Below are 22,726 nucleotides of genomic sequence, written 5' to 3'. Positions count from 1 at the left end.
GGTCCCCGGCATGTCGCCCGGCAACCGCGGTGGCGCTCCGCCGTCGGGAGCGTCCGGGGAGGTCGCTGGCCCGTTGGTCGGGGCTGGATCGCGGGGGTCCGCAGCTTTGGCGCTGGGTTCGGCGGGGGGCAGGCGCACGTCCGCGACACGGCCGCCGCACGGCTTGACGGAGGCAGGCGGCTCCGGTCTACTGGACGTGTTCGAACAGACGTTCGAATGACGCTCGTTTCCGCTCCCCGGCCTTCCCCGCCGGTGGGGTGCCGGGACGGTGTGCGCGCGGGGTGAGGCGTGGGGAGTCGGGCATGAGCCGGGTGCTGGGTGAGGTCGTCGGTCGGACCGGCGAAGAGGTGCAGGTCGAACGTGGCCCCCTGGGCCCGGTGCAGTTCTGGCGCGGGCAGTCCCGGTACCTCGTGGGCGAGCTGCTCGACTCCTGGGTCGAGACCGCACCGTGGTGGCTGCGGGACGCCGGTACGGGCGGCGCGTCCGCCGACCTGGTGGCGCCGCGGGAGGTCTGGCGGGTGGAGGCGGTCCGGGCCGGGCGCTCCCGGCTGAGCTTCGCCGGGGTCTACGACCTGTCGTGGGACGCGTCCGGCAACCGCTGGTGGCTCGTGCGGGTGCACGACTGATGGGCGCCGCACGGGCCGTGCCGGCCGAGCAGCTGCCGCTTCCCCCAGCCCTGCCCGCCGCCGCTGCGGCGCTGCTGGGCCAGGCGCACCGGGGGCTGGCCGCGGCCGCCGCGGCCACCGACCAGCGGGAGCGGTACGCCACCGCCCACCTCGCCGCGCTCCGCGCCGCCGCCGCGGTGCTGGCCGCCCGCACCCGGCCGGAGGGCGGGCGGCGCCGCCCGCGCAGCGCCTGGGTGCTGCTCGGGCAGGTGGCGCCGGAGCTGGGGGAGTGGGCCACCTTCTTCGCCGCCGGAGCGGGCAAGCGCGCCGCCGCCGAGGCGGGGCTGTCCCGCGCGGTCACCGAGCGGGAGGCCGACGACCTGGTGCGCGACGTCCGCGCCTTCCTCGCCGTGGTCGAGACGGCGCTCGGCAGCACGCCGCTGCCGGAGTCGCCCCGCTACCCGAGGCCGCACGTGGTCGGCGGGTCGGTATCCGGATCCGCGGGCTCCCGGCCCGCCGGGCCCTGGACGTGAGCGACCCCTTCGTCCACCTGCACGTCGCCTCCGGCTACTCCATGCGGTACGGGGCCAACCACCCCGCCGACCTGGTGGCCCGCGCCGCCGAGCACGGGATGCCGGCGCTGGCCCTGACCGATCGGGACGGCCTCTACGGCGCGGTGAAGTTCGCGCTGGCCTGCCGGTCGGCCGGGGTGCGGCCGATCTTCGGCGTGGACCTCGCGGTGGCGCCGTCGCTGGGCACCAGCGTGCCGCCGGCGCTCGCGCACGTGCTGGGGGAGGACCCTGCCGCGGCACGCCCCCCGCGGTCACGGGCCGCGACGGCCGCCCGGCGGGCGCCGGCCCGCGGTGGGGCGAGCGTCGACCCGCGACTGCCCCGGGTCACCTTCCTGGCGCGGGACGGCGCCGGCTGGCGGTCGCTGTGCCGGGTCACCAGCGCCACCCACCTGCGCGGCACCCGTGGCGAGCCGGTGAGCTCGCTGGCGATCGCCGCCGAGCACGCGACCGGGCTGGTCCCGCTGCTCGGTCCCGACTCCCCGGTGGGGCGGGCGCTGCTGGCCGGCCGGGCCGACCTGGCCGCCGACCAGCTGGACGCCTGGCGTGCAGTCTTCGGCCCCGGGCTGGCGCTGGAGCTGGTGCACCACCGCGGGCGGGGCGACCGCTCCCGGGCCCAGGCGATGCTGCGGTTCGCCGCCGAGCAGGGCGTGCCGGTGGTGCTCAGCAACGCCGTCCGCTACGTCGACGCCCTGGACGCGCCGACCGCCGACGTGCTCGACGCCGCCCGGCGGCTGGTCCCGCTCGGTGCCCGGCACGTCGACCGCACCACGGCCGAGGGTTACCTGAAGTCGGGCAAGGAGATGGCCGAGGTCGCCGAGGACGTCGTCGGCCCCGACCGGGACGCCGCCCTGCGGCTGCTCGAGCGCACCGCCCGGCTGGCCGAGCAGTGCGCCGTCGACCCGGGCGCCGACCTGGGCATCGGCAGCGTCCGGTACCCCGAGCTCGACGTCGTCACCACGCCGGCCGAGCGGGGCATGGGCCCGGCGCAGGTGCTGCGCGCCCGGTGCGAGGCCGGGCTGGGCCGGCGTGGCATGGCGCCCACGACCCGGGTCCGCCAGCGGCTGGACGAGGAGCTGGCGGTGATCGGCCAGCTGGGCTACCCCTCCTACTTCCTCACCGTGGCCGACGTGGTCGACCTCATCAAGAGCTTGAGGGTTCGGGCGGCTGCGCGCGGCTCGGGCGCCGGTAGTCTGGTCACCTACCTGCTGGGCATCTCCGACGTCGACCCGCTGCGCTACGGGCTGCTGATGGAGCGGTTCCTCTCGCCGCTGCGCCACCAGCTGCCCGACATCGACATCGACGTGGAGTCCGCCCGCCGGATGGAGGTCTACGACGCGGTCATCGACCGCTTCGGCGCCGACCGGGTCAGCTGCATCTCGATGATGGACACCTACCGGGTGCGGCACGCCATCCGCGACGTCGGCGCCGCGCTCGGGCTGCCGTCGGCGGAGGTCGACGCCGTCGCCAAGGCGTTCCCGCACATCCGCGCCAACCAGGTGCACGCCGCGCTGCGCGACCTGCCGGAGCTGCGGGCCAGCCGGCTGGGCTCACGACGATCCGGCGGTAGCGGGGATCTGGACCTGCTGTTCGACCTCGTCGCCCGGCTCGACGGGCTACCCCGGCACATCGCGCTGCACCCGTGCGGGGTGCTGCTCTCCGACGCCACGCTGCTGGACCGGACCCCGGTGGAGAGCAGCTACCTGGGCTATCCGATGAGCCAGTTCGACAAGGACGACGTCGAGGAGCTGGGGCTGCTCAAGCTCGACCTGCTCGGCATCCGGATGCAGTCGGCCATCGCGCACGCCCTCGACGAGATCGAGCGGGTCGACGAGGAGGTGGTCGACATCGACGCCGTCCCGCGGGACGACCCGACGACCTTCGAGCTGATCCGCAGCACCCGCACGCTCGGGATGTTCCAGATCGAGTCGCCGGGACAGCGGGAGCTGGTCGGCAAGTTCGGGCCGCAGACCTTCGAGGACATCATCATCGACATCTCGCTGTTCCGGCCCGGGCCGGTGAAGAGCGACATGGTCACCCCGTTCCTCATGGCCAGGAACGGCTGGCGGGAGGCGCAGTACCCGCACCCCGACCTGGAGTTCGCGCTCGCGGAGACCGCCGGGGTGGTGGTCTTCCACGAGCAGGTGCTGCAGGTGGTCGCCCGGATGGCCGGCTGCACGCTGGCCGAGGCCGACGAGGTGCGCCGCGCCCTGGGGGAGAAGGACGCCCACCCGGAGGTGCGGGCCTGGTTCGTGCCCCGGGCGCTGGCCGCCGGCTACCCGGTGCAGGTGGCCGAGCAGGTGTGGGAGGTGCTGGCCGCCTTCGGGTCGTTCGGCTTCTGCAAGGCCCACGCCGCAGCGTTCGCGCTGCCCACCTATCAGTCGGCCTGGCTGAAGGCCCATCACCCGGCGGCCTTCCTGGCCGGGGTTCTCACCCACGACCCCGGCATGTACCCGAAGCGGCTGATCCTCGACGACGCCCGCAACTTCGGCATCCGGGTGCTCGGCCTGGACGTCAACGCCTCGACCGGCAGCTACCGCGTCGAACGGCTGGTCACTGCCGACGACGGGGGCGACGACTCTGACCGTGAAGTGGAGGATGAGGTCCGGGGTTGGCGGCGTCCGGAGTGGATGCCCGCGGCGATGCCCGACCCGACGCACTACGGCATCCGGCTGTCGCTGGCCGACGTGAAGGGCATCTCCGACGACGAGGTGGCGCGGGTCGTCGCCGGGCAGCCCTATCGGTCACTGACGGATTTCTGGTCGCGCGCGTCGGTGTCCCGGCCGGTGGTCGAGCGGCTGGTGCTCGCCGGCGGGTTCGACTCGCTCTACGGCTTCGGGATGCGCGACCGCGAGGCCGGCCGGCCGACCCGGCGGCGGCGCCAGGTCACCCGGCGGGACCTGCTGCTGCAGATCAGCGAGCTGGACCGGTGGAGCCGCAGCGGTGCCCGGGCCACCTCAGACGGGCAGCTGAGCCTGGACCTGATGGGGCTGCAGGAGGAGCCGGCGGAGTCCGACGGGGCGACCGCCCCCAGCTGGGCCGAGAGCAGCGGGCTGCCCGAGTTCACCGACGCCGAACTGGTGCGGGCGGAGCTCGAGGTGCTCGGACTGGACGCCAGCAGGCACGTCGTCGACTTCTACCGGCCGTTCCTGTCGGCGCTCGGCGCGGTGCCCGCCGGAGAGCTCCTCGGCTGCCGGAGCGGCGCGGAGGTGCTGGTCGCCGGGGTCAAGGTGGCCACCCAGACGCCGCCGATCCGGTCCGGGCGCCGGGTGGTGTTCGTGACCCTCGACGACGGCACCGGCTGCACCGACTCGACCTTCTTCGAGGACGCGCAGGGCCCCTACGCCGCGACGGTCTTCCACTCGTGGCTGCTGGTGATCCGCGGGGTGCTGCGGCGCACCGGCCCGCGGGGGATGTCGCTGCGGGCCACCGGGGCCTGGGAGCTGCCGGCGCTGCACGAGGCCTGGGAAGCCGGCGGGCTCGAGTCCGTCGCCGAGCTGATGACCGCGGGGTGGGTGGGGGACGGCGATGAGTACACCGAGCAGGCGATCGCCGGGGCGGCGGCCTCGCACGGCTCCCGGCCGGTCGTGGTGCGGCCGGTCCTGGTCCACCCGACCGGGTTCCGGATGTCGCCCTACGCCGACATCAAGCCGGCCGGTGACGAGACCAAGGTGGCGGCGCGCCGGGCAGCGGCCGGGCCGCCCCGCAAGCTCTGGCACTCCAGCCCGGGCAGCTCCGGTCACTAGAAGGACCCCGCTGTTCCCACCGCTCGCAGGCTCGCGGCGGGGCCGCCGCTGGCCACCGCTCGCGGGCCCGCGGCGGGAACCCGCAACGGGCCGCCCTCCTCCCTCGGCTCGCCCGGGAGGAGGGCCCCCGGTGTCGGTGCGGTGGCTCACCCGTTGCCGTCGGTGGCGTCCTCGACCTCCTGCTCGAGCTGGTCGACGCCCTCCTCGACGTTCTGCTCGACGCCGTCGTCGACGACGTCATCCCCGCAGGCAGCGGTGGTGAGGGAGGCGGCGGCGATGGTGAACGCGGCCGCGGTCGTGCGGACCAGACGGGGGCGCACGGAGCGGGTCATGAGAACTCCTCAGTCGTTGACGGTGCTGACACCGAGGCAGTGCCCGGGCCCGGCGGACCGGTAAACGATCATCCGGCGACGGGCAGGGGCGGGCGACCGGCGGAGGTCGGGCGGCGAGCGACCGATGACTTCCCCGGTCCGGCCCGGTCTACCTTCCGACACCGGCACCCGGCCGGCGCGTGCGAAGGAGGACCAGCGATGCCCCAGCAGATCCCGTGCCTGTGGTTCGACGGCCAGGCCGAGCAGGCCGCGGCCCACTACACCTCGATCTTCCCGAACTCCTCGATCGGCGAGGTGACCCGCTACGGCCCCGACATGCCCATGCCCGAGGGCACGGCCATGACGGTGAGCTTCACCCTCGACGGGCAGGCGTACGTCGCGCTCAACGGCGGCCCGCAGTTCCCGCACAGCGAGGCCATCTCCTTTCAGATCATGTGCGCCGACCAGGAGGAGGCAGACCACTACTGGACCCGGCTCACCGACGGCGGCGAGGAGAGCATGTGCGGCTGGCTCAAGGACCGGTTCGGCGTCTCCTGGCAGGTCACCCCCACCGAGCTGATGGCCCTGCTGAGCGATCCCGACCCTGGCCGGGCCCGGCGCGCGACCGACGCGATGATGCAGCTGCGCCGCATCGATCTCGACGTCCTCCGGCGGGCCGCCGACGGCGTCCCCGCCTGAGAGGCCCCCGCCCTCTCCGCCCCTCGCACGCCCGCTCGGGGCGGTGCCCTGGACGGGGCCGGAGGACCGGCAGGGTGCTTGCGGAGGCGGCAGCGGCCGCTGCCGGCCGCCACTAGGCTCCGGTGGGTGCCGATCGAACCTGCCTCGCCGACCGCGGAGCAGCTGCCCGCCCGGACCGCTGCTGTCTGGGCCGCGCTCGACCCGCTGGTCAGCGCGGGCGGGCACCTGCGGGTGCTGGACGTCGGCGGCGGGAGCGGCATGTTCGCCGTCCCCCTGGCCCGTCTGGGGCACGGCGTCACGGTCGTCGACCCCAGCGCCGACGCCCTGGCCACCCTGCACCGCCGCGCCGAGACGGCGGGCGTGGCCGAGCGGGTCCGCGGCGTCCAGGGCGACGGCGACCTGCTGCACGAGGTCCTCGCCGCCGACGAGGGCGGGTACGACCTCGCCCTGTGCCACTCCGTCCTCGAGGTCGTCGACGACCCGGCGGTCACCCTCCGGGAGATCTCCGGTGCCCTCTGCCCGGGCGGCCGGGTGAGCCTCGCCGTCGCCAACCGTGCCGGCGCCGTGCTCGCCCGCGCGGTGGCCGGCCACCCCGTCGAGGCGCTCGCGCTGCTCGGCGACGAGCGGGTCCCCGGGCGGCCGGTCCGGCGGAGGTTCACCCCCGAGGACCTCCTCGCGCTCGTCGACGGCGCCGGCCTGACCGCGGGCAGCTGGCGCGGCGTCTCCGTCGTCGCCGACCTGCTCGAGGCCGCCTCCGGGGCCGACCCGGCCGCCGTCCGGAACCTGGAGCTGGCGGTCGCCGAGGCCTCGCCCTACCGCGAGGTGGCCGCCGGCCTCCACCTGCTGGCCACCCGCGCGTGAGCGCGGCGGTCGACGACGGCGGGCTCCCGCCCGACCTCCACCGGCCGGCCTACGGCGTCGCCACCCTGGCCGACGTGCTGCCCGGCGTCGCGGCGACCCTGGGCGCGCCGGTCGCGCGGGGAGACCTGCCTGCCGATCCGCTCAACCTGGCCGCGGCGCTGCACGGCGCTCGCCGCGTGGCGGTCCTGCTCGTCGACGGCCTGGGCGCCGACCTGGTCCGCGCCCACGCCGGGCTCGCCCCTACCCTCGCCGCGCTGACCAGCCCGGCCGGAAACCTGCAGGCGCCCTGCCCCAGCACCACCCCGGTCAGCCTCACCACGATCGGTACGGGCCTGCCCCCGGGCAGCCACGGCGTCCTGGGCTTCGTCACCGAGGTGCCGGGGGAGGGGCGCACCCTCAATCACACCCAGTGGGCCGACGACCCCGACCCCGCCGACTGGCAGGCGCGGCCCACCGTCTTCGAGCGCGTCGCCGCCGACGGCGTCGCGGTCACCGCCGTCGGCCCGTGGGCCTACGCGGGCTCGGGCCTCACCGCGGCCGCCTACCGGGGTGCGGACTACACCGGGGCGGTGGGGCCCGGCGACCTCACCGCGCTCATGCGGTCGGCCCTGGACGCCGGCCCGCGGGCCCTGGTCTACGGCTACATGGCCGAGCTGGACCTCACCGGCCACGTCCGCGGTGTCGACTCACCCAGCTGGCGGGGCCAGCTCGCCCTGGTCGACCGCGTCGTCGAGCAGCTCGTCGACGGGCTGCCGGACGACGCCGCCCTGTTGGTCACCGCCGACCACGGCATGCTCGACGTCTCCGCGCACACCCGCCTGGACCTGGACGACGAGCCCGATCTCGCCGACGGCGTACGGCTGCTCGCCGGCGAGCCGCGCGCCCGCTACGTGCACACCGAGCCCGGGGCCGAGGCCGACGTCCTGGATCGCTGGCGCGGCGTCCTGGGCGACCGCGCCTGGGTCGTGGGGCGCGAGGAGGCCGTCGCCAGCGGCATCTTCGGCCCGGTGGACGATGCGCTCGCCGCCCGCATCGGCGACGTCGTGGCGCTGGCGCGGGGGAGCTGGGTGCTGGTCAGCTCCCGCCTGGAACCCGGCCCGAGTCGGCTGGCCGCCTACCACGGCTCGCTCACCGCGACGGAGCTCGCGATCCCGCTCCTCGCCGCCCGGGGCCGCGCCCTCGGCTGAGCGCCGTCCGGTCAGCTGTCGGCCGGGACCGCCGGCCGGGTCGTGAGCGACAGGTGGTGCCACGTCCGCACCCGGCCGGGCGCCGGAGCCTGGCAGGTGAGGTGCACCGCCTCCGGGGACGGGCGGCTCTCCACCGTGACGACCACCGATGCCACCGGACCGGCGAGGGTCACCTCCCAGCGCTCCGCCGCCGGATCGGCCGACTTCCGTGGGGTGACCCCGAGGGGTGCGAGGTCGTCGACGCCGAGGAGGCCGAGCTCCTCGCGGGCGTAGTGCTGGGCCGCCTGCACCGGTGCCGTGAGCCCCGCCCGCCCGCGCAACCACGGCAGCGCGACCTGGCCGCGGTCGTGCGCGGCGACGACCAGCCCGCCGTCGCCGGGGACCTGCCCGTAGTAGAAGCCGTGCGGCAGCACGAGCACGTTGGCGGCGAAGCGGTCACCGCCGAGGTGGCTGCACTCCCAGACGTCGGCCGGCCCGGGCGCGGGCAGCGCGCGGGCCAGGGGCCGGCCACGCAGTGCGCAGCAGGCGTCGTGCCCGCCGTGGGTGCACACCAGGTACGTCCGCCCCTGCGCCGGCTCGCCGACCGATCCGTCCCAGGGCACGGTGAGCAGGTCGGCGTCGGTCGAGCGCACCGACCACCAGAGGCCTTCCCGGCCGAGCCGGCTGTCGGCGTAGGCCCAGCGACGGCCGGAGTCGGACAGCCGGTCACCGGGGCGGCGGACCAGCAGCACCCGCACCCCTTCCCGCTGCGCGCGCTCGGCCAGCAGCGGGGCTACGCGGGCGTCGAACCGCGACTGGAGCAGCGCCTGCCGCCCCCACGGGCCCGGCTGCTCGATCAGCAGCCAGCGCGACACCGGGGACGCCGTCGCGACGCCCGAGTCGGCGCGCTCGAGCGCCTGCACCGAGCAGCGGCTCCCGTCGAGCCGGCCCAGGGGGCGGGCGGGGACGCCGCTGCGGCAGAATTCGTCGCCACCGGCGGAGCCGGCTCCGGTCACTCCCGCCACGGCCTCACCGGCCGGACCCGGTCGCGTCCTCGCGCGCGGCCGCGTGCCCGGTGGCCGGCAGCGCGGCGTCGGGCACGGTGGCGATCGACTCGGTCACCAGCCGGCGCGCGAGCGTGAGGCGGTCCGCCGGGTCCAGCCCGGGCAGATCGCCGACCTTGAGTTCACCTACGGCCAGGAGCTCGGCGAGGGCCGGGCGCACGTCGGAGGGGAAGGTGTGCGTGCGGCGCCCGGCGATCAGCGCCACCCGTCCGTCGTCGGCGTCGCGCAGGGTGCAGCGCAGCCGGCTGCGCAGCCGCAGCACCGTCTCCGCCGTCACGGCTGCCGCCGCGGTGGCCTGCGCGAGGGGGGCCACGGGCTCCGGCCGCACCTGCGCCCACGTGCGGGCCCGGAGGCGGTCGGCCACCTCGGCCGGCTCGACCCGGCCCAGCCACGCACGCAGACCCTCGACGACGGTCGCGACGTCGTCGGTGAGGACGTCGGGGTCGGAGAGGTCGATGCCCAGGGGCAGTGATCCCCGCAGCGTGCGGTCCTCGGCCGCCAGCGTGCGCACCAGGTCCAGCACCTGCTCCGCGGCGGCCCAGCGGGTCACCGAGTGGATGCCGACGGTCAGGTGCGCGCTGATCTCGCCGAGCGCCTTCGCCGAGTGCAGGTAGCCGCGGGGCAGGTAGAGGGCGTCACCGGGGCGCAGCACCGCGTCGATGACCGGCTCGCGCCCGGCCGCCGCGGCGACCTGGTCGGCGCGGTCGGTCCAGACCTGGGTGCGCAGCGGGTCGGGGAGCACCGGCTCGTGGATGGTCCAGTGCTTCTCACCGGCGACCTGCAGCACGAACACGTCGTGGACGTCGTAGTGCGGGCTGAAGCCCTGCGAGGAGGGCGGGGTCACGTAGGCGTTCACCTGCGTGGGGTGGCCGAGGTCGGCGGCCAGCTGGTCGGCGAACTCGATCAGCGGCGGCCACAACCGGTGCAGGCCCTGCAGGACGACGGTGCTCCCGTCGGCGAACAGCCGCAGCACCGCGTCGGAGGAGACCTGGTCGGCGATCTCCGCGCCCGCCCCTCCGGAGGTGGTGAACCGCTTCGTGTCGACGACGGCGCCGTCCTTGGCGATCCGCAGGAACGGCGTGCGCAGGCCGCGCCGGGAGAGCAGCTCGTCGACGGCGGGGAGGTCGAGCAGGTCGGTGAAGGAGTTCCCGGTGTCCTCGGCCCGCGTGAGCAGCGGGCGCCGCGCCCAGTACTGCTCGGCGAAGAGCTCGGGCGCCATGTCCGTGCACCGCCGCAGGGCCGGGCGGAGCTGCTCCGTCCGGCCCCGCGGGGTCGAGTTCTCGGTCAGGCCGAACCGTCCGCGCCACCGTCCGCGCCACCGTCGGCACCGCCGTCCGCGCCACCGTCGGCACCGCCGTCGGCACCGCCGTCCGCGCCACCGTCGGCACCGCCGTCGGCACCGCCGTCCGCGCCGCCGTCGGCACCGCCGTTCGCGCCGCCGTCGGCACCGCTGTCGGCACCGCCGTCGGCGCCACCGTCGTGCGTACCCGGGGTGCCGGATGCACCGCCGTCGGCCGGGCCCTCCGTGCTGGTCATGTCCTCGTCGTCGAGCGCCACTGGCTCCTCCGATCCCATCGACCGGGCCACCGGACGGCGACCCTGCGGAGGCTGCTGTACCTCGTGTGCTCGTGCTCCACACATGCGCCGTGACCTCGGTGTTCGTGCCGGAGGGGCGCGGCGGGACCGCCGTCGGGACGATCGGCGCACATCTCGATCGCGTTACGGCTCGCCGCCCCGGGTGGTCGGCCCGGCAGCCCGGGCATCCCTGTCCTGAACGACAGCCACGACGAACGAGAAGGAGAGGGTCATGACCGAAGGTCGTGCACGAATCGATTCCGGCACCGGGGCGGACGTCCGCCGCGGGGAGGCCACGACGCCCGTGGGGACGACGGAGGGCGCCACGCGGGTCGCGGCGGCCCCACAGGTCGACCACGACGACGAGCACCTCGGGCGGCCCACGCAGATCTCCCTGGCGCCGCCGCGGCGGGACCGCGTCCGGTGGGGCCCGGTGTGGGCCGGGTTGATCGTCGCGGTGCCCACCTTCCTGCTCCTGCAGCTGGCCACGCTGGCCCTGGGCTGGTGGGACGTCGGCTCGGGGGCCGGGAACGACGCCGACCTGATCAGCGGGATCAACGGGTTGATCGCGCTGTTCCTCGGTGGTCTCACCGCCGGGGCGAGCGCGCTGTGGCGCGGGTTCAGCGAGGGGCTCCTGCACGGCATCCTCGTGTGGGCGCTGGCCGTCGTGACGATCGTGCTGCTCACCCTGTTCGGCGGTGGCGCGCTCCTCGGCTCGCTCGCCGGCGTGGTCACCGACGTGGCCGGCATCCAGCAGGCCGACATCCCTGACATCCAGGCGGGCCAGGCCGCCGATGCAGCTCGCTCCGCCGCCAGCTGGGCGGTGCTCGGACTGGGGCTGTCGATCGCCGCGGCGGCGCTCGGTGGCGTGCTCGGCGCCAAGATGTGGCCCGGCAAGCACGACCGCGAGGACGAGCGGGTCGCCGCCCGCTGATCGCAGCGCTCCGGGGCGGGCCGCTCGGCCGGCCCCGCCCCGGGCCGCTAGCATCCCCGTGGATCGAACGTCTGTTCGATCCACGGGGGTCGGTGCGGGAGGTGGGCGTGGGGAAGAGCGTGCGTGCAGCCGGCTGCACCGTGCTGCACGTCGACATGGACGCGTTCTTCGCCAGCGTCGAGGTGCGCCGGCACCCGGAGCTGGCCGGCACGCCGGTCATCGTCGGCGGGGCCGGCAACCGGGGCGTGGTCACCTCGGCCACCTACGAGGCCCGGCGCTACGGCGTGCACGCGGCCATGCCCACCGCACGGGCGCTGCGGCTGTGCCCGACGGCGACGGTCCTGCCGGGGGACATGGCGCTGTACTCCGAGGTGTCCCGGGCGGTCATGGCACTGTTCCGGTCGATCACCCCGCTGGTCGAGCCGCTGAGCCTGGACGAGGCCTTCCTCGACGTCGCAGGCGCCGGCCGCCGGCTGGGCGACGCCGCGGAGATCGGCGAGTACATCCGCGCCCGCGTCGTCGACGAGCAGGGCATCACCTGCTCGGTCGGCGTCGCCGGCACCAAGTTCGTGGCGAAGCTGGCCTCCACCCGGGCCAAGCCCGACGGGATGCTGGTCGTCCGCCCCCCGGAGGTCATGGGTTTCCTGCACCCGCTGCCGGTGAGCGCGCTCTGGGGCGTGGGGCCGAAGACGGAGGAGACGCTCCTGCGGCTGGGGCTGCGCACGGTCGGTGACCTGGCGCACGTCCCGGCGAAAACCCTGCAGCGAGCCCTCGGCGCGGCGGCGGGCACCCACCTGCACGAGCTGGCCTGGGGGCGCGACCCCCGGCGGGTCGTGCCCGACGAGCCCGAGCGCTCCACCGGCGCGGAGGAGACCTTCGCCACCGACGTGGACGACCCCGTGGTCGTCCACCGGGAACTCCTGCGCCTGGCGGAGCGGACGGCGGGGCGGCTGCGCTCGACCGGCAGCCTGGCCCGCACGGTGAGCATCAAGGTGCGCTTCGCCGATTTCGCGACGATCACCCGCAGCCGCACCCTCGGGGCGCCCACCGACGTGGGGCAGGAGCTCTACGACACCGCCCGTGCTCTCTACGACGCCCTGGGGCTGGATCGGGCCCGGATCCGGCTCGTCGGTGTGCGGGCCGAACGGCTCGTCGAGGCCGGGTCGGCGCCCCGTCAGCTGGAGCTCGGGGCACGCGAGCACGGCCGGCGGGAGGCCGAGCTGGCCGCCGACCGCGCCGCCCGCCGCTTCGGTGCCGGTGCGGTCCGCCCGGCGACGCTGCTGCGCCGTGCCGGCTCCCCCGGATCGGCCGGGCGCTGACCAGGCGGTTCGCGCCGGAGCGGCCACCCGGAGGAGTGATCGGCCGACCCGCCCGGCGGGTCGCGGTGGCGTCGCCTTTCGCGCCTTGCAATCGGCTCGTATCCTCGGAGACACCGTCGGCGGGAGCCTCCGACGGAACTGGCTCCGCCCATTTGGAGGTCGACGTGCCGCTCTCCGAGCACGAGCAGCGTCTGCTGGAGCAGATCGAGCGCGCCCTCGTCGATGACGATCCCAAGTTCGCTTCCTCGGTCCGCACCGGCGATCGCCGTCTGAAGGCCCGCCGCAAGCTGCAGCTCGGCGCACTGCTGGTCCTGGTCGGCCTCGCCGTCCTGGTCGGCGGAGCGGTCGCCGAGTCCGTGCCGCTCGGCGTGCTGGGATTCCTGGTGGCCTTCGGGGGTGCCGCCCTCGGCGTGCTGCACTACCGCGCGGCCACCGGCGCCGTCGAGGTCACCGACGCCCCCGCCGGACCGCGCGGCTCGACGGCCGCCGGCCGTGGCGGTGGCCGCACCCGCCGGCAGCCGATGAAGAGCCGCCTGGAGGAGCGCTTCCGCCGCCGCTACGACCAGTAGCCCCTCACACCGCCCGCCCGGCCGTCGTCCTCCCCGGACGACGGCCGGTGGCGTTCCGCCACCGCTGCGGGAGTGCGGCCCGGACGTCGTCCACCAGCGAGGCCGGCCACAGCAGCGCCCGCAGCCGCACCGGCAGGGGCCGGGCGCCGGCCAGCCCCCGGCGGGCCGTCCGCAGCGCCGCCCGCAGCTCGGGGCCGGGCCGCCCGTTCCCCGGCCGCCCGTAGGTGGCCGCCTCCTCCGCCCGGGCCAGCTCGTGCACCGCGGCCACGGACGCGGCCACCGACGGCCCACCCGGCCCGCGGGTCACGGCAGTCGCCAGCGCGTCGGCCACCCGGCGCGGGGTCCAGGACGGGTGGAGGTGCACGCCCAGGTCCACGGCGCCGGCGGTCAGCTCGTCCCAGAGGCCGTCGGCTCCCTCCCCGGCCAGCCGGCGCCGGCGCTGCAGGGCGCGCACCCCGGCCGGCGTCGCCAGCAGCAGCGCGCCGACGGCCACCAGCCCGGCGGTGAGCAGCAGCGGCTGCAGCGACGTCCCGGCCTGCTGCCGGGCGCCGGCCTGCGGAAGTCCCTCGGGAACGCGGTCCGCGCGGGGCGCCACCGGCGCCGGGGCCGGTGGCGCCGCAGGCGCGGCCGGGGCCGCGTCCTCCCGCTCCTCCTCCGAGGCGCGCGGCGCCCACGGAAGGGCCACCTGCCGGGCGGCTCCCAGCGGGGTCGGGTCGAACGGCACCCAGCCGTAGCCCTGGAAGAAGACCTCCACCCAGGCGTGCGCGTCGTCGCTGGTGATCAGCCGGGTGCCGCCCCGCTGGGCGTCGCCGGGGGTGTAGCCCAGCGCCACCCGCGCGGGCATCCCCGCCTGGCGGACCAGCACGGCCATGGCACCGGCGTACTGCTCGCAGTAGCCGCGCTTGAGGCGGAGGAAGTCCACCAGGTCGTCGCCGCTGGTCCCGGGGGCCGTGGAGAGGCTGTAGGTGAACCCGTTGGACCGGTCGCTCAGGTAGGCCTGGATGCGCCGCACCCGCTCGTAGCCCGTGGTCGCGCCGTCGGTCAGCAGGGTGGTCAGCTCCCCGATGGCGGGGTCGAGCTCGGGGAGCGCGGTGAAGCGCTCCTGCAGCACCGCTCCCGGGGGCAGCGGCTCGGCGCCCGACAGCATCTCCGCCGTCGGCCGGGGCTCGGTGGCGCTCACCCGGTAGGAGAGCCCCGCGCTGGTCGCGTCGCGGCCGAACACCGTTCCGGTCGATGCGTCGAACCGCCACGCCTCGGCGTCGTCGTCCACGCGCACCGCCTGCGGCACGGAGGGGACGGGCAGGAACCGGTCGTCGTGCTCCAGCACCTCGACCGAGGCGGTCACCGGCCGGACCGGCTGCCGGTCCGGCAGAGGAGCGAGCTCCTGGTCGTCGGCCACGGAGATCTCGCCGTCGAGGTTGCTCAGCGACCAACCGCCGGCCGGGTCGTACTCGTCGAGGGCCACGGCCCGCAGATAGCCCGGGTCCTCGACGGAGGCCTCCACGCGGAGCAGATCGATCGGCTCGGGCAGGGTCAGCTGACCCCGGAGCTCCGCCGCCGGGTCGAGCGAGGTCCCGGTGGCCGAGCCGGTGCCGCCGCCGAGCCCGGTGGCGAACGAGCCCTCCGGGAGGGTGGGCACCACGGTGCCGAGGCCGACGCCCGCCGCCACGGCGACCACGCCGATGCGCACGGCGGTGCCGGTGCCGCCGGTGACGGGCTCACCGGCGGAACCGTCCAGCTCGCGGCGCTGGTCGGCCCAGAGCAGGAGGGCGAAGCCGGCGGCGGGTCCGGCCAGCGCCACCAGGCCGACCCCGCCGGTCACCGTGCCCACCGGCACGCAGAAGAGGACCAGCAGCCCCACCCCGGCCAGGGTCGCCTGCCGCCCGGCGGTCGCGACCAGGTCGACGAGGACGGCGACCAGCCCGACGAACAGGGTGGTGAGCGCGAGCAGGCCGGTGAGCGGCAGGGCGGGCGTCGCCTGCTCGCGGATCTCGGCCGCTCCGTTCCCGAAGACCTCCGCGAGCCGGCCGAGGCTGGTCGGGGTGGGCACCACACCGGCCACCGCGCCTTCGGAGGCGAAGACGGCGGTGAGCAGGCAGGCGACCAGCGCCAGCTGCCCGGCCGGCACGACGACGCTGCCCAGCGACTCCAGCGGCCCGGGGTCGGCGGCCCGGGTGGCCAGCCGGGCCGAGGCGGCCCGCAGCAGCAGCCCGCCGGCGAGCACGGCGGCGATCACCAGGAACACCGGCGGGACCCAGGCCCGGCTGGTGAAGACGGGGGTGAGGGCGAGCGCCCCCAGCAGGGTGGCGACCGCGGCGGCCACGGAGGAGCGGGCGTCGGCCGGTCTCATGCCCGCGCTCCCGCGGGAACGGCGCCCAGGGCGGCCCACACCTCGGCGACGTCCTGACCGGCCGTCGCGGTGATCACTCGCCAGCCGGCGCCGGCCAGCACCGCCGCGGCCTCCTCCCGCTGGGCAGCCAGCGCGTCGGGGGCGGCGCCCGCGATCCCGCGCCGGCGGCTCGGCACCGGATCGCCCCACCCGGTGATGTCCACGAGCACCGCCAGGCCGGCGGCCGGGCCGGGGCGCAGCCGCACGAGGTCGGCGACGTCGTCGGGCCCCACGGCGCCCAGCAGGCAGATCAGGGGGCCGTCGCCGGCCGCCCGGCACGCCGCCGACACGGCGGCCGACAGGTCGGTCCCCCGCGAGGGCCCGACGACGGCCAGCCGGTCCAGGAGCTCCTCGGCCCCGAGACCGCCGCGGCCGGGGGCCGACGAGAGCTCACCGGTCGCGGTGACCACCCGCAGCTCCGCGCCCCGCTGCACCAGGGCCATGCCGATGCTGGCCGCGGCCTCGACGAGCCACTCGAGGCTGTCCGCGGGCGGGCAGTCGTCGCCGGGCGGTCGGGGGACGTCGCGGGCGGTGCGCCCCGCCGGGGCGACCAGGTGGGCCCGGGCCCGCGTGTCCAGCAGCAGCGTGCCCTGCGTGCGCCAGGGCCGTTCCTCCAGCCGGACCATCAACTCGCCGGTGCGCGCGGTGGCCCGCCAGTGCACCTTGCGCATGTCGTCGCCTCGCCGGTACTCCCGCACGCTGACGTCGTCGTCGCCGTGGACGGCCAGCGCGCGGGGGACCCCGTCGCCTCCGCTGCCGTGCTCCCCACCCGGCCCTCCGCGACCGAGGGGGCGCACCCGGGGCACCACCGTCAGCGGCGCGGTGCCGGTGCCGGTGCCGGTCCGCTCCACCAGGCCGAAGGGGTCGACGATCCGCAGCTGCAGGGGCCCCAGCTGGTAGCGGCCCCGGTGCCGCCCGAGCACCCGGTACCGGACGGTGGTGGCGGCGCCGGCGGCCAGACCGGCCACCGAGAACCGGTGCGGGAGGCCCAACGCGGGGGGCACGTGCTCGGTGAGCAGCCACAGCCCGCCGCGGCGGGTGCCGGAGTTGACCAGCTCCAGGACCACCTCGGCCGGTGCACCGCGCGGCACCCGCGACGGGGTGACGCTGCGCCGGGTGGTCATCCGGAACCGTCTCCGCCCGACGGTGAGCGCGGCGAGCAGCGGCAGGGCGAGGACGAAGCCGGCCAGCTCCACCAGCGAGCGCTCGCCCAGCACCGCGCCGGTGAGGCCGAGGGCCAGGCCGCCGCCGACCAGGCAGCGGCCGCGGAGCGTGAGGGCCGAGCGGGCCCGTCCGGATCCTGCGGCCACGGATCAGCGCCCGCGGAGGACCGGCACGGAGGCGAGCAGCGAGGTGACCACCTGCTCCGGGGTGCGCCGGCTGACCGAGGCCTCGCTGCTGAGCAGGAGGCGGTGCGCCAGGACCGGCACGGCGAGGGACTGGACGTCATCGGGCAGCACGTGGTCGCGGCCGTCGAGGGCGGCGGAGGCGCGGGCGGCGCGTAGCAGCTGCAGCCCGGCCCGCGGCGAGGCGCCCAGGCGCAGCTCCGAGGAGCGGCGGGTGGCCTCCACCAGGGCGACGACGTACCTGCGCACCGCCTCGGAGACGTGCAGCCGGCCCACGGCGGCGACCAGCGACCGGACGAGGGCGGCGTCGGCGACCGGGCGCAGCGTGCCCAGGGGGTCGGTGGTGGCGCGGTCGTCGAGCATCGCCAGCTCGGCGGCCGGGTCGGGGTAGCCCATCGACACCCGGGCGGTGAACCGGTCACGCTGCGCCTCGGGGAGGGGGTAGGTGCCCTCCATCTCCAGCGGGTTCTGGGTGGCCATCACCAGGAACGGGCGGGCCAGCTCGTAGCTGACCCCGTCGACGGTGACCTGCCGCTCCTCCATGCACTCCAGCAGCGCCGACTGCGTCTTGGGAGAGGCCCGGTTGATCTCGTCGGCGACCACGAGGTTGGCGAAGATCGCTCCGGGCTTGAACTCGAACGCCCGGGACTCCTGGTCGTAGACGGCCACGCCGGTCACGTCGCTCGGCAGCAGGTCGGGCGTGAACTGGATGCGCCGCACGCTGGCGTCGATGGACCCGGCCAGCGCCTTGGCCAGCGTCGTCTTCCCGACGCCGGGCACGTCCTCGATCAGCAGGTGGCCCTCGGCCAGCAGCACGATCAGCGCCAGCCGGACGACGCCGTCCTTGCCCTGGACGACGCGCCCCACGCTCGCCGCGATGCGTGCTCCCTCGGCGGCGACGTCGACCGACGCGTCGGCCGTTCCGTCGGCGGCCCGTGTCGCCTCCGTCACCGCCCCACCGTACGTGCCACGCGAGGCCCCGCGCCGGTGCTCGATCGCGCCACCGCCCGGGCCACCGCTCGCGCCACCGCTCGGGCCTCTCCGAGGGCTCCCCGGCGGTGCCGGGGCGGCGGTGGAGGCGGTGGGTCACGACACGGCGTCGAGTGGTGTCCAGTGGGGGCCAGTGGGTTACTGTGTCGCCGGGTGGGGAGGCAGGATTCGGCCTGGGGACCTGCAGAGCCGTGGGAGGACCGATGCGGGAGGTGATCCGGTGTTCGTCGGCAGCTACCAGTTGCGCCTCGACGAGAAGGGCCGGCTCGCCCTGCCCGTCCGGTTCCGCGACCAGGTGGCCGACGGCATGGTGATCAAGAAGGGCCAGGACCGCTGCATCTACGGGCTGACCATGGCCCGGGTCGCCGAGCAGAGCGCTGCGATGGCTGCGATGGCGCCCTCCGACACCGCCGCAGCCCGCATGCGGGCGCGCATGAGCTTCGGGTCGATGGTCGAGCTGGAGCCGGACAAGACCGGCCGCATCACCATCCCCGCGCCGCTGCGCGAGTACGCCCACCTGGACCGCGACGTCGTCGTGGTCGGGGTCGACACCCGCTTCGAGATCTGGGACTCCGCCACCTGGGACGCCTACGTGGCCGAGCAGGAGGCCGCCTTCGCCGACATGGAGAGCGAGGGGATGCCGACGCTGTCGTGATCCCGGGATGCCCCACCCGCCCCCACCGGCCTCCGCGCCGCAGCCGTTCGAGCCGCCTTCCCCGCGGCTCGACCGGGCCGGGCCCCAGCCGCCTTCCCCGCGGCTCGGTCCCACAGCGGAGGACCGTGCGGACCGGCGGGCGCCGCCGGCCCTCGGCCGGCACGGGTGACCCCACCGGCCCCGCGAGGCGCCACCTGACGCTCTTCCCCGACGCCAGGCGGAGCCCGCGGGGCCGGGCGCCACCCCGGTCCGAGGTCCCGCCGCCCCACTCGGCTCCACCGGCCCCACCGCGCCCCACCGCGCGACCGCCACCCCACCTCCCCCCTGGGCCCCACCCGCACGATCCCGCACACCGCCCGCCGCCGCGTCCCCCCGCGGCCGAGCGGGGCGCGGCACCATCGCCGCACCATCCCGGACCCATCGAGAGGCAGCAGACGATGAGCAGCACTGGAGGTGCCGCGGCGCCGGACCACTCGCGGTCTCCGGTGCACGTGCCGGTCCTCCTCGACCGGGTCGTCGAGCTGCTCGGCCCCGCCTGCGCCGCCGAGGGCGCCGTCCTGGTCGACGCCACGCTGGGCCTGGCCGGCCACACCCTGGCGCTGCTGGACGCCCACCCCGGGCTGCGCGTCGTCGGGCTCGACCGCGACCCGGACGCCCGCGCCGAGGCCACCCGCCGGATCGAGGCCGCCGGTCACGCCGACCGCGTCACGGTCGTGCCGGCTGTCTTCGACGAGCTCCCCGAGGTCCTCGACCGCCTGGGGATCGAGGAGGTCGAGGGCGTGCTGTTCGACCTCGGTGTCTCCTCGCTCCAGCTGGACCGCCCCGACCGCGGGTTCAGCTACTCCACCGACGCACCCCTCGACATGCGCATGGACCCCGGCGCGCCACGGACGGCCGCCGACGTCGTGAACACCTATCCACCCAAGGACCTCGCGCGCGTGCTGCGGGTCTACGGCGAGGAGCGCTTCGCCTCCCGCATCGCGGCCGCGATCGACCGGGAGCGGGCCCGTGAGCCGTTCACCGGCACCGCGCGGCTGGCCGAGCTGGTCCGTGAGTCCATCCCCGCCGCGACCCGCCGCACGGGCGGCCATCCCGCGAAGCGGACGTTCCAGGCGCTGCGCATCGAGGTCAACGACGAGCTCGGCGCGCTGGAGCGCGCCCTCCCCGCCGCGATCGACGCCCTGGCCGTGGGCGGCCGGGTCGCGGTCATCACCTTCCACTCCTTGGAGGACCGGATCGTGAAGCAGACGCTCGCCGCGGGAGCGGTGGACCGCACCCCGCCGGAGCTGCCGGTGCCGCTGCCGGAGCGCGGGCCCGTGCTGCGGCTGCTCACCCGCGGGGGAGAGGCCCCCGCGCCCGCGGAGACCGCGAGCAACCCGCGCGCCGCCTCGGCCCGGGTGCGGGCCGCCGAGCGCATCCGGCGGGCGGCGTGACCCGCGCTGCTGTAGTGCGGACCGCCGTCCCGCGCACCGTTTCCACCCGCGCCACCGGCTCCCGGGCCACCGGCTCGACGCGGGCCACCGGCCCGGCTCCGCGCACCTCGCCGTCCGGGACCCGCGGCAGCGGTCGTGCCGTTCCTCGCCCCGAGCTGCGCCTGGTGCCCACCGGCGCCGCCGTCCGCCCCCGCCGTCGCGCCCGCGGTTCGCTGCGCTCCCGCAAGGCGCCCTTCGTCCTCCTGGCCGTGGCGCTCCTGGGCCTCACCACGCTCGGTCTGCTGGTGCTCAACACGGCGGTCGCCGTCGACTCGCTCAAGGCCAGCCAGCTGCGGGCGGAGAACGGCGCCCGCGCCCAGGAGGTCCAGCGCCTCGAGCAGCTCGTCGTCTCGGGCAACACGCCGGCCGACGTCGCCGGCGACGCCGTCGCCGCCGGCCTCGTGCCCGCAGGCAGCCCCGGCTACCTCGTGCTCGGGCCCGACGGGACGACGACGATGCGCGGCACGCCGGAGCCCGCGCCTGCTCCCGCGCCGCCGGAGCCCGCCGCCGGACCCACTCCCGCCCCCGCGGACAGCGCGCCGGACGGGAACTGACCCGTGCCGAGCAGCGTTCGTGGACCCGGCGCCGGCCCCCGCACGGTGCGCGCGTCCTCGCCCGGCCGCGGGGGAACCGGTCCCTTCGTGTCCCGCCGGGCCCCCGGCACCCGCCGCAGCGGAGGAGCCGGCCTGTCCGTCGACCAGCGTGGCCGGCGCAACCGGTGGGGCCTGGTCGTCCTGATCTCCCTGCTCCTGCTCGTCGTCGGGCGGCTGGTGGTGCTCCAGGGCATCGACGGCGCGGCGTACGCGAGCGCCGCGGAGCAGGACAGGCTGCGCACCTACCCGATCGCGGCCCTCCGCGGCCAGGTCCTCGACCGTGACGGCAACCCGCTCGCCTACACCGTCGACGCCTCCCGGGTGGTGGCCGATCCGACGGTCGTCCGCGATCCGGCCCGTACCGCGCTGGCGCTCACCACGCTGCTCGACGTCCCGGTGCCCGAGCTCACCGAGAAGCTGTCGGCGGACGGCCGGTACGTCGTGCTGGCCGCCCAGGTCGCCCCCGAGACCACCAACGCGATCGACGGACTGGGGCTCGCCGGCGTCTTCCTCGAGGACGATCCGGTGCGGCTGTACCCGGCGGGCTCCGTCGGCGGCCAGGTCATCGGCTTCGTCGGGCGGGAGGGCACCGGCCTGGCCGGCATCGAGCAAACCTTCGAGGAGCAGCTGTCCGGCACGCCGGGGCAGCGCACGGTGGAGGTGGGCAGCGGCGGTCACCCGATCCCGTCGGGCATCGACGAGGCGACGCCGGCGACCGACGGGCGGGACGTCACCCTCACTCTCGACCAGGACCTGCAGTTCGTCACCGAGCAGCGGCTGGCCGAGGCGTGCGCGGACGGCGCGACGACCCGCGCCTCCGCGGTGGTGCTGGAGGTGGCGACCGGCCGGGTGGCGGCGATGGGCGCCTGCCCGGGCTACGACCCCGGGAAGTACAGCGAGACCGATCCCGACCGGCTGGGCAACCCGCTGGTCTCCGACGTCTTCGAGCCCGGATCGGTTCTGAAGGCGGTGACGCTGGCGGCCGCCGTCGAGGAGGGCGTCGCGACGCCGGACCGGGTGCTGTCGGTCAACGGCCACATCGAGGCCGGCGACCGCGTGGTCACCGACGCCCACGACCACGCGCCGGTCGACTGGACCGTCACCGGCATCCTCGCCAAGTCCAGCAACGTCGGCACGATCATGCTGGCCCGCGAGGTCGGCGACGCGAAGCTCGAGGAGTACCTGCGGGCGTTCGGCATCGGGGAGAAGACCGGCATCGAGCTGCCCGGCGAGAGCCGCGGCATCCTCCAGGACTCGGCGGAGTGGAGCGGGGTGCGGGCCGCCAACGTGGCCATCGGTCAGGGGGTCTCGGTCACCACGCTGCAGATGGCGTCGGTCTACCAGGCGATCGCCAACGACGGCGTGCGGATCGAGCCGCGGATCGTGCAGTCGGTGACCGGTGCCGACGGTCGCCCCGAGCCCACCGCCGAGCCGGCGCGCACGCGGGTCGTCAGCGAGTCGACCGCCGAGCAGATGGCCTACATGCTCGAGGCCGTCGTGGGCAAGGGCGGCACTGCCCCGCTGGCGCAGATCGAGGGCTTCCGGGTGGCCGGCAAGACCGGCACCGCGCAGCGGGCCAACCCCGAGTGCAACTGCTACGCCGGTGGTGGCTACGTGACGACGTTCGCCGGGTTCGCCCCGGCGGACGACCCCCAGTACGTCGTGGCCGTGGACCTCGAGCGCCCCACCAGCTCCGCGGAGGGCGGCCAGGTCGCCGCTCCGGTCTTCGCCGACGTCATGCGGGCCGCGCTGACCGCCGACGACGTGGTGCCCTCGGGCACCCCCCGCCCCGAGTTCGAGCTGACCGGCACCCCCTGAGCCAGGCCGCCGCCGACGCCGCTCCCCGCACGGGGCGGCGCGGCC

The 22,726-nt window shown here is 76.3% G+C and carries 20 protein-coding genes; 13 read left to right on the top strand and 7 right to left on the bottom strand.

Annotated elements, in window-relative coordinates; genetic code table 11:
* Nucleotides 1–302: 302 nt before the first annotated feature.
* From ACI791_RS00155 to ACI791_RS00145, 3 genes are read left to right on the top strand one after another with little or no spacing between them, the layout of a single operon-like run.
* Complete coding sequence (locus ACI791_RS00155; protein WP_347060279.1) at nucleotides 303–626, top strand: DUF6504 family protein; 324 nt, start codon at nucleotides 303–305, stop codon at nucleotides 624–626.
* Nucleotides 626–1,138: an SAV_6107 family HEPN domain-containing protein gene (locus tag ACI791_RS00150; RefSeq protein WP_456584190.1), complete on the top strand. Its 513-nt coding sequence runs from the start codon at nucleotides 626–628 to the stop codon at nucleotides 1,136–1,138. The genes ACI791_RS00155 and ACI791_RS00150 overlap by 1 nt, the downstream gene beginning before the upstream one ends.
* Complete coding sequence (locus ACI791_RS00145; RefSeq protein WP_456584189.1) at nucleotides 1,135–4,920, top strand: DNA polymerase III subunit alpha; 3,786 nt, start codon at nucleotides 1,135–1,137, stop codon at nucleotides 4,918–4,920. The genes ACI791_RS00150 and ACI791_RS00145 overlap by 4 nt, the downstream gene beginning before the upstream one ends.
* A gap of 146 nt (nucleotides 4,921–5,066) precedes the next feature.
* On the opposite strand, the gene ACI791_RS00140 is transcribed toward ACI791_RS00145, so the two are convergent.
* The gene (locus ACI791_RS00140; protein ID WP_456584188.1) at nucleotides 5,067–5,252 is read right to left on the bottom strand and encodes a hypothetical protein; all 186 of its coding nucleotides are present in this window, start codon (nucleotides 5,250–5,252) and stop codon (nucleotides 5,067–5,069) included.
* A gap of 198 nt (nucleotides 5,253–5,450) precedes the next feature.
* On the opposite strand from ACI791_RS00140, the gene ACI791_RS00135 reads away from it, so the two are divergent.
* The 3 genes from ACI791_RS00135 to ACI791_RS00125 all read left to right on the top strand — a co-directional run bounded on the left by ACI791_RS00135 (nucleotide 5,451) and on the right by ACI791_RS00125 (nucleotide 7,978).
* Nucleotides 5,451–5,930: a VOC family protein gene (locus ACI791_RS00135; protein ID WP_456584187.1), complete on the top strand. Its 480-nt coding sequence runs from the start codon at nucleotides 5,451–5,453 to the stop codon at nucleotides 5,928–5,930.
* 126 nt (nucleotides 5,931–6,056) lie between these two features.
* A complete protein-coding gene (locus ACI791_RS00130) occupies nucleotides 6,057–6,791 on the top strand; it encodes a class I SAM-dependent methyltransferase (protein ID WP_456584186.1) in 735 nt (244 codons plus the stop codon).
* The gene (locus tag ACI791_RS00125) at nucleotides 6,788–7,978 is read left to right on the top strand and encodes an alkaline phosphatase family protein (RefSeq protein ID WP_456584185.1); all 1,191 of its coding nucleotides are present in this window, start codon (nucleotides 6,788–6,790) and stop codon (nucleotides 7,976–7,978) included. The genes ACI791_RS00130 and ACI791_RS00125 overlap by 4 nt, the downstream gene beginning before the upstream one ends.
* An 11-nt stretch (nucleotides 7,979–7,989) precedes the next feature.
* On the opposite strand, the gene ACI791_RS00120 is transcribed toward ACI791_RS00125, so the two are convergent.
* The 3 genes from ACI791_RS00120 to ACI791_RS00110 form a co-directional block, all read right to left on the bottom strand.
* Complete coding sequence (locus ACI791_RS00120) at nucleotides 7,990–8,982, bottom strand: sucrase ferredoxin (protein WP_456584184.1); 993 nt, start codon at nucleotides 8,980–8,982, stop codon at nucleotides 7,990–7,992.
* 4 nt (nucleotides 8,983–8,986) lie between these two features.
* Nucleotides 8,987–10,240 (bottom strand): cupin domain-containing protein, encoded by a 1,254-nt coding sequence (locus ACI791_RS00115; RefSeq protein ID WP_456584183.1) that lies wholly within the window; start codon nucleotides 10,238–10,240, stop codon nucleotides 8,987–8,989.
* A 65-nt stretch (nucleotides 10,241–10,305) separates the two neighbouring features.
* The gene (locus ACI791_RS00110) at nucleotides 10,306–10,578 is read right to left on the bottom strand and encodes a BatC protein (protein WP_456584182.1); all 273 of its coding nucleotides are present in this window, start codon (nucleotides 10,576–10,578) and stop codon (nucleotides 10,306–10,308) included.
* Between the two features lie 250 nt (nucleotides 10,579–10,828).
* On the opposite strand from ACI791_RS00110, the gene ACI791_RS00105 reads away from it, so the two are divergent.
* The 3 genes from ACI791_RS00105 to ACI791_RS00095 all read left to right on the top strand — a co-directional run bounded on the left by ACI791_RS00105 (nucleotide 10,829) and on the right by ACI791_RS00095 (nucleotide 13,418).
* Nucleotides 10,829–11,530, top strand: a complete 702-nt coding sequence (locus ACI791_RS00105) for a permease (protein WP_456584181.1) — start codon at nucleotides 10,829–10,831, stop codon at nucleotides 11,528–11,530.
* Between the two features lie 107 nt (nucleotides 11,531–11,637).
* Nucleotides 11,638–12,849 carry a DNA polymerase IV gene (dinB, locus tag ACI791_RS00100; RefSeq protein WP_456584180.1) on the top strand — a complete coding sequence of 404 codons (1,212 nt, stop codon included), beginning with the start codon at nucleotides 11,638–11,640 and terminating at the stop codon, nucleotides 12,847–12,849.
* A gap of 164 nt (nucleotides 12,850–13,013) precedes the next feature.
* Nucleotides 13,014–13,418 (top strand): DUF3040 domain-containing protein, encoded by a 405-nt coding sequence (locus ACI791_RS00095; protein WP_347060300.1) that lies wholly within the window; start codon nucleotides 13,014–13,016, stop codon nucleotides 13,416–13,418.
* Between the two features lie 4 nt (nucleotides 13,419–13,422).
* Here ACI791_RS00095 and ACI791_RS00090 read toward each other — a convergent pair whose 3' ends face one another.
* From ACI791_RS00090 to ACI791_RS00080, 3 genes are read right to left on the bottom strand one after another with little or no spacing between them, the layout of a single operon-like run.
* The gene (locus ACI791_RS00090) at nucleotides 13,423–15,768 is read right to left on the bottom strand and encodes a transglutaminase family protein (protein ID WP_456584179.1); all 2,346 of its coding nucleotides are present in this window, start codon (nucleotides 15,766–15,768) and stop codon (nucleotides 13,423–13,425) included.
* Nucleotides 15,765–17,117 (bottom strand): DUF58 domain-containing protein, encoded by a 1,353-nt coding sequence (locus ACI791_RS00085; RefSeq protein WP_456584178.1) that lies wholly within the window; start codon nucleotides 17,115–17,117, stop codon nucleotides 15,765–15,767. Before ACI791_RS00085 ends, ACI791_RS00090 begins: the two co-directional genes overlap by 4 nt.
* A gap of 3 nt (nucleotides 17,118–17,120) precedes the next feature.
* Nucleotides 17,121–18,104, bottom strand: a complete 984-nt coding sequence (locus ACI791_RS00080) for an AAA family ATPase (RefSeq protein WP_456584177.1) — start codon at nucleotides 18,102–18,104, stop codon at nucleotides 17,121–17,123.
* Nucleotides 18,105–18,363: 259 nt separating this feature from the next.
* Here ACI791_RS00080 and mraZ point away from each other — a divergent pair, with 259 nt between their 5' ends.
* The 4 genes from mraZ to ACI791_RS00060 all read left to right on the top strand — a co-directional run bounded on the left by mraZ (nucleotide 18,364) and on the right by ACI791_RS00060 (nucleotide 22,681).
* Nucleotides 18,364–18,798, top strand: a complete 435-nt coding sequence (gene mraZ / locus ACI791_RS00075; RefSeq protein ID WP_456584176.1) for a division/cell wall cluster transcriptional repressor MraZ — start codon at nucleotides 18,364–18,366, stop codon at nucleotides 18,796–18,798.
* 437 nt (nucleotides 18,799–19,235) lie between these two features.
* On the top strand, nucleotides 19,236–20,231 hold the full coding sequence (gene rsmH / locus ACI791_RS00070; protein ID WP_456584175.1) for a 16S rRNA (cytosine(1402)-N(4))-methyltransferase RsmH: 996 nt from the start codon (nucleotides 19,236–19,238) through the stop codon (nucleotides 20,229–20,231).
* A gap of 14 nt (nucleotides 20,232–20,245) precedes the next feature.
* Nucleotides 20,246–20,824, top strand: coding sequence for a hypothetical protein (locus tag ACI791_RS00065; RefSeq protein WP_456584174.1), 579 nt, complete (start codon nucleotides 20,246–20,248; stop codon nucleotides 20,822–20,824).
* A gap of 87 nt (nucleotides 20,825–20,911) precedes the next feature.
* Entirely contained in the window at nucleotides 20,912–22,681 is a 1,770-nt protein-coding gene (locus tag ACI791_RS00060; RefSeq protein ID WP_456584173.1) for a peptidoglycan D,D-transpeptidase FtsI family protein, read from the top strand.
* Nucleotides 22,682–22,726: the final 45 nt, after the last annotated feature.

Source organism: Blastococcus sp. SYSU DS0973 (assembly GCF_054051055.1).
Note: the sequence above shows the minus strand (reverse complement) of the source record. Positions and strands in the feature narration are given on the sequence as shown.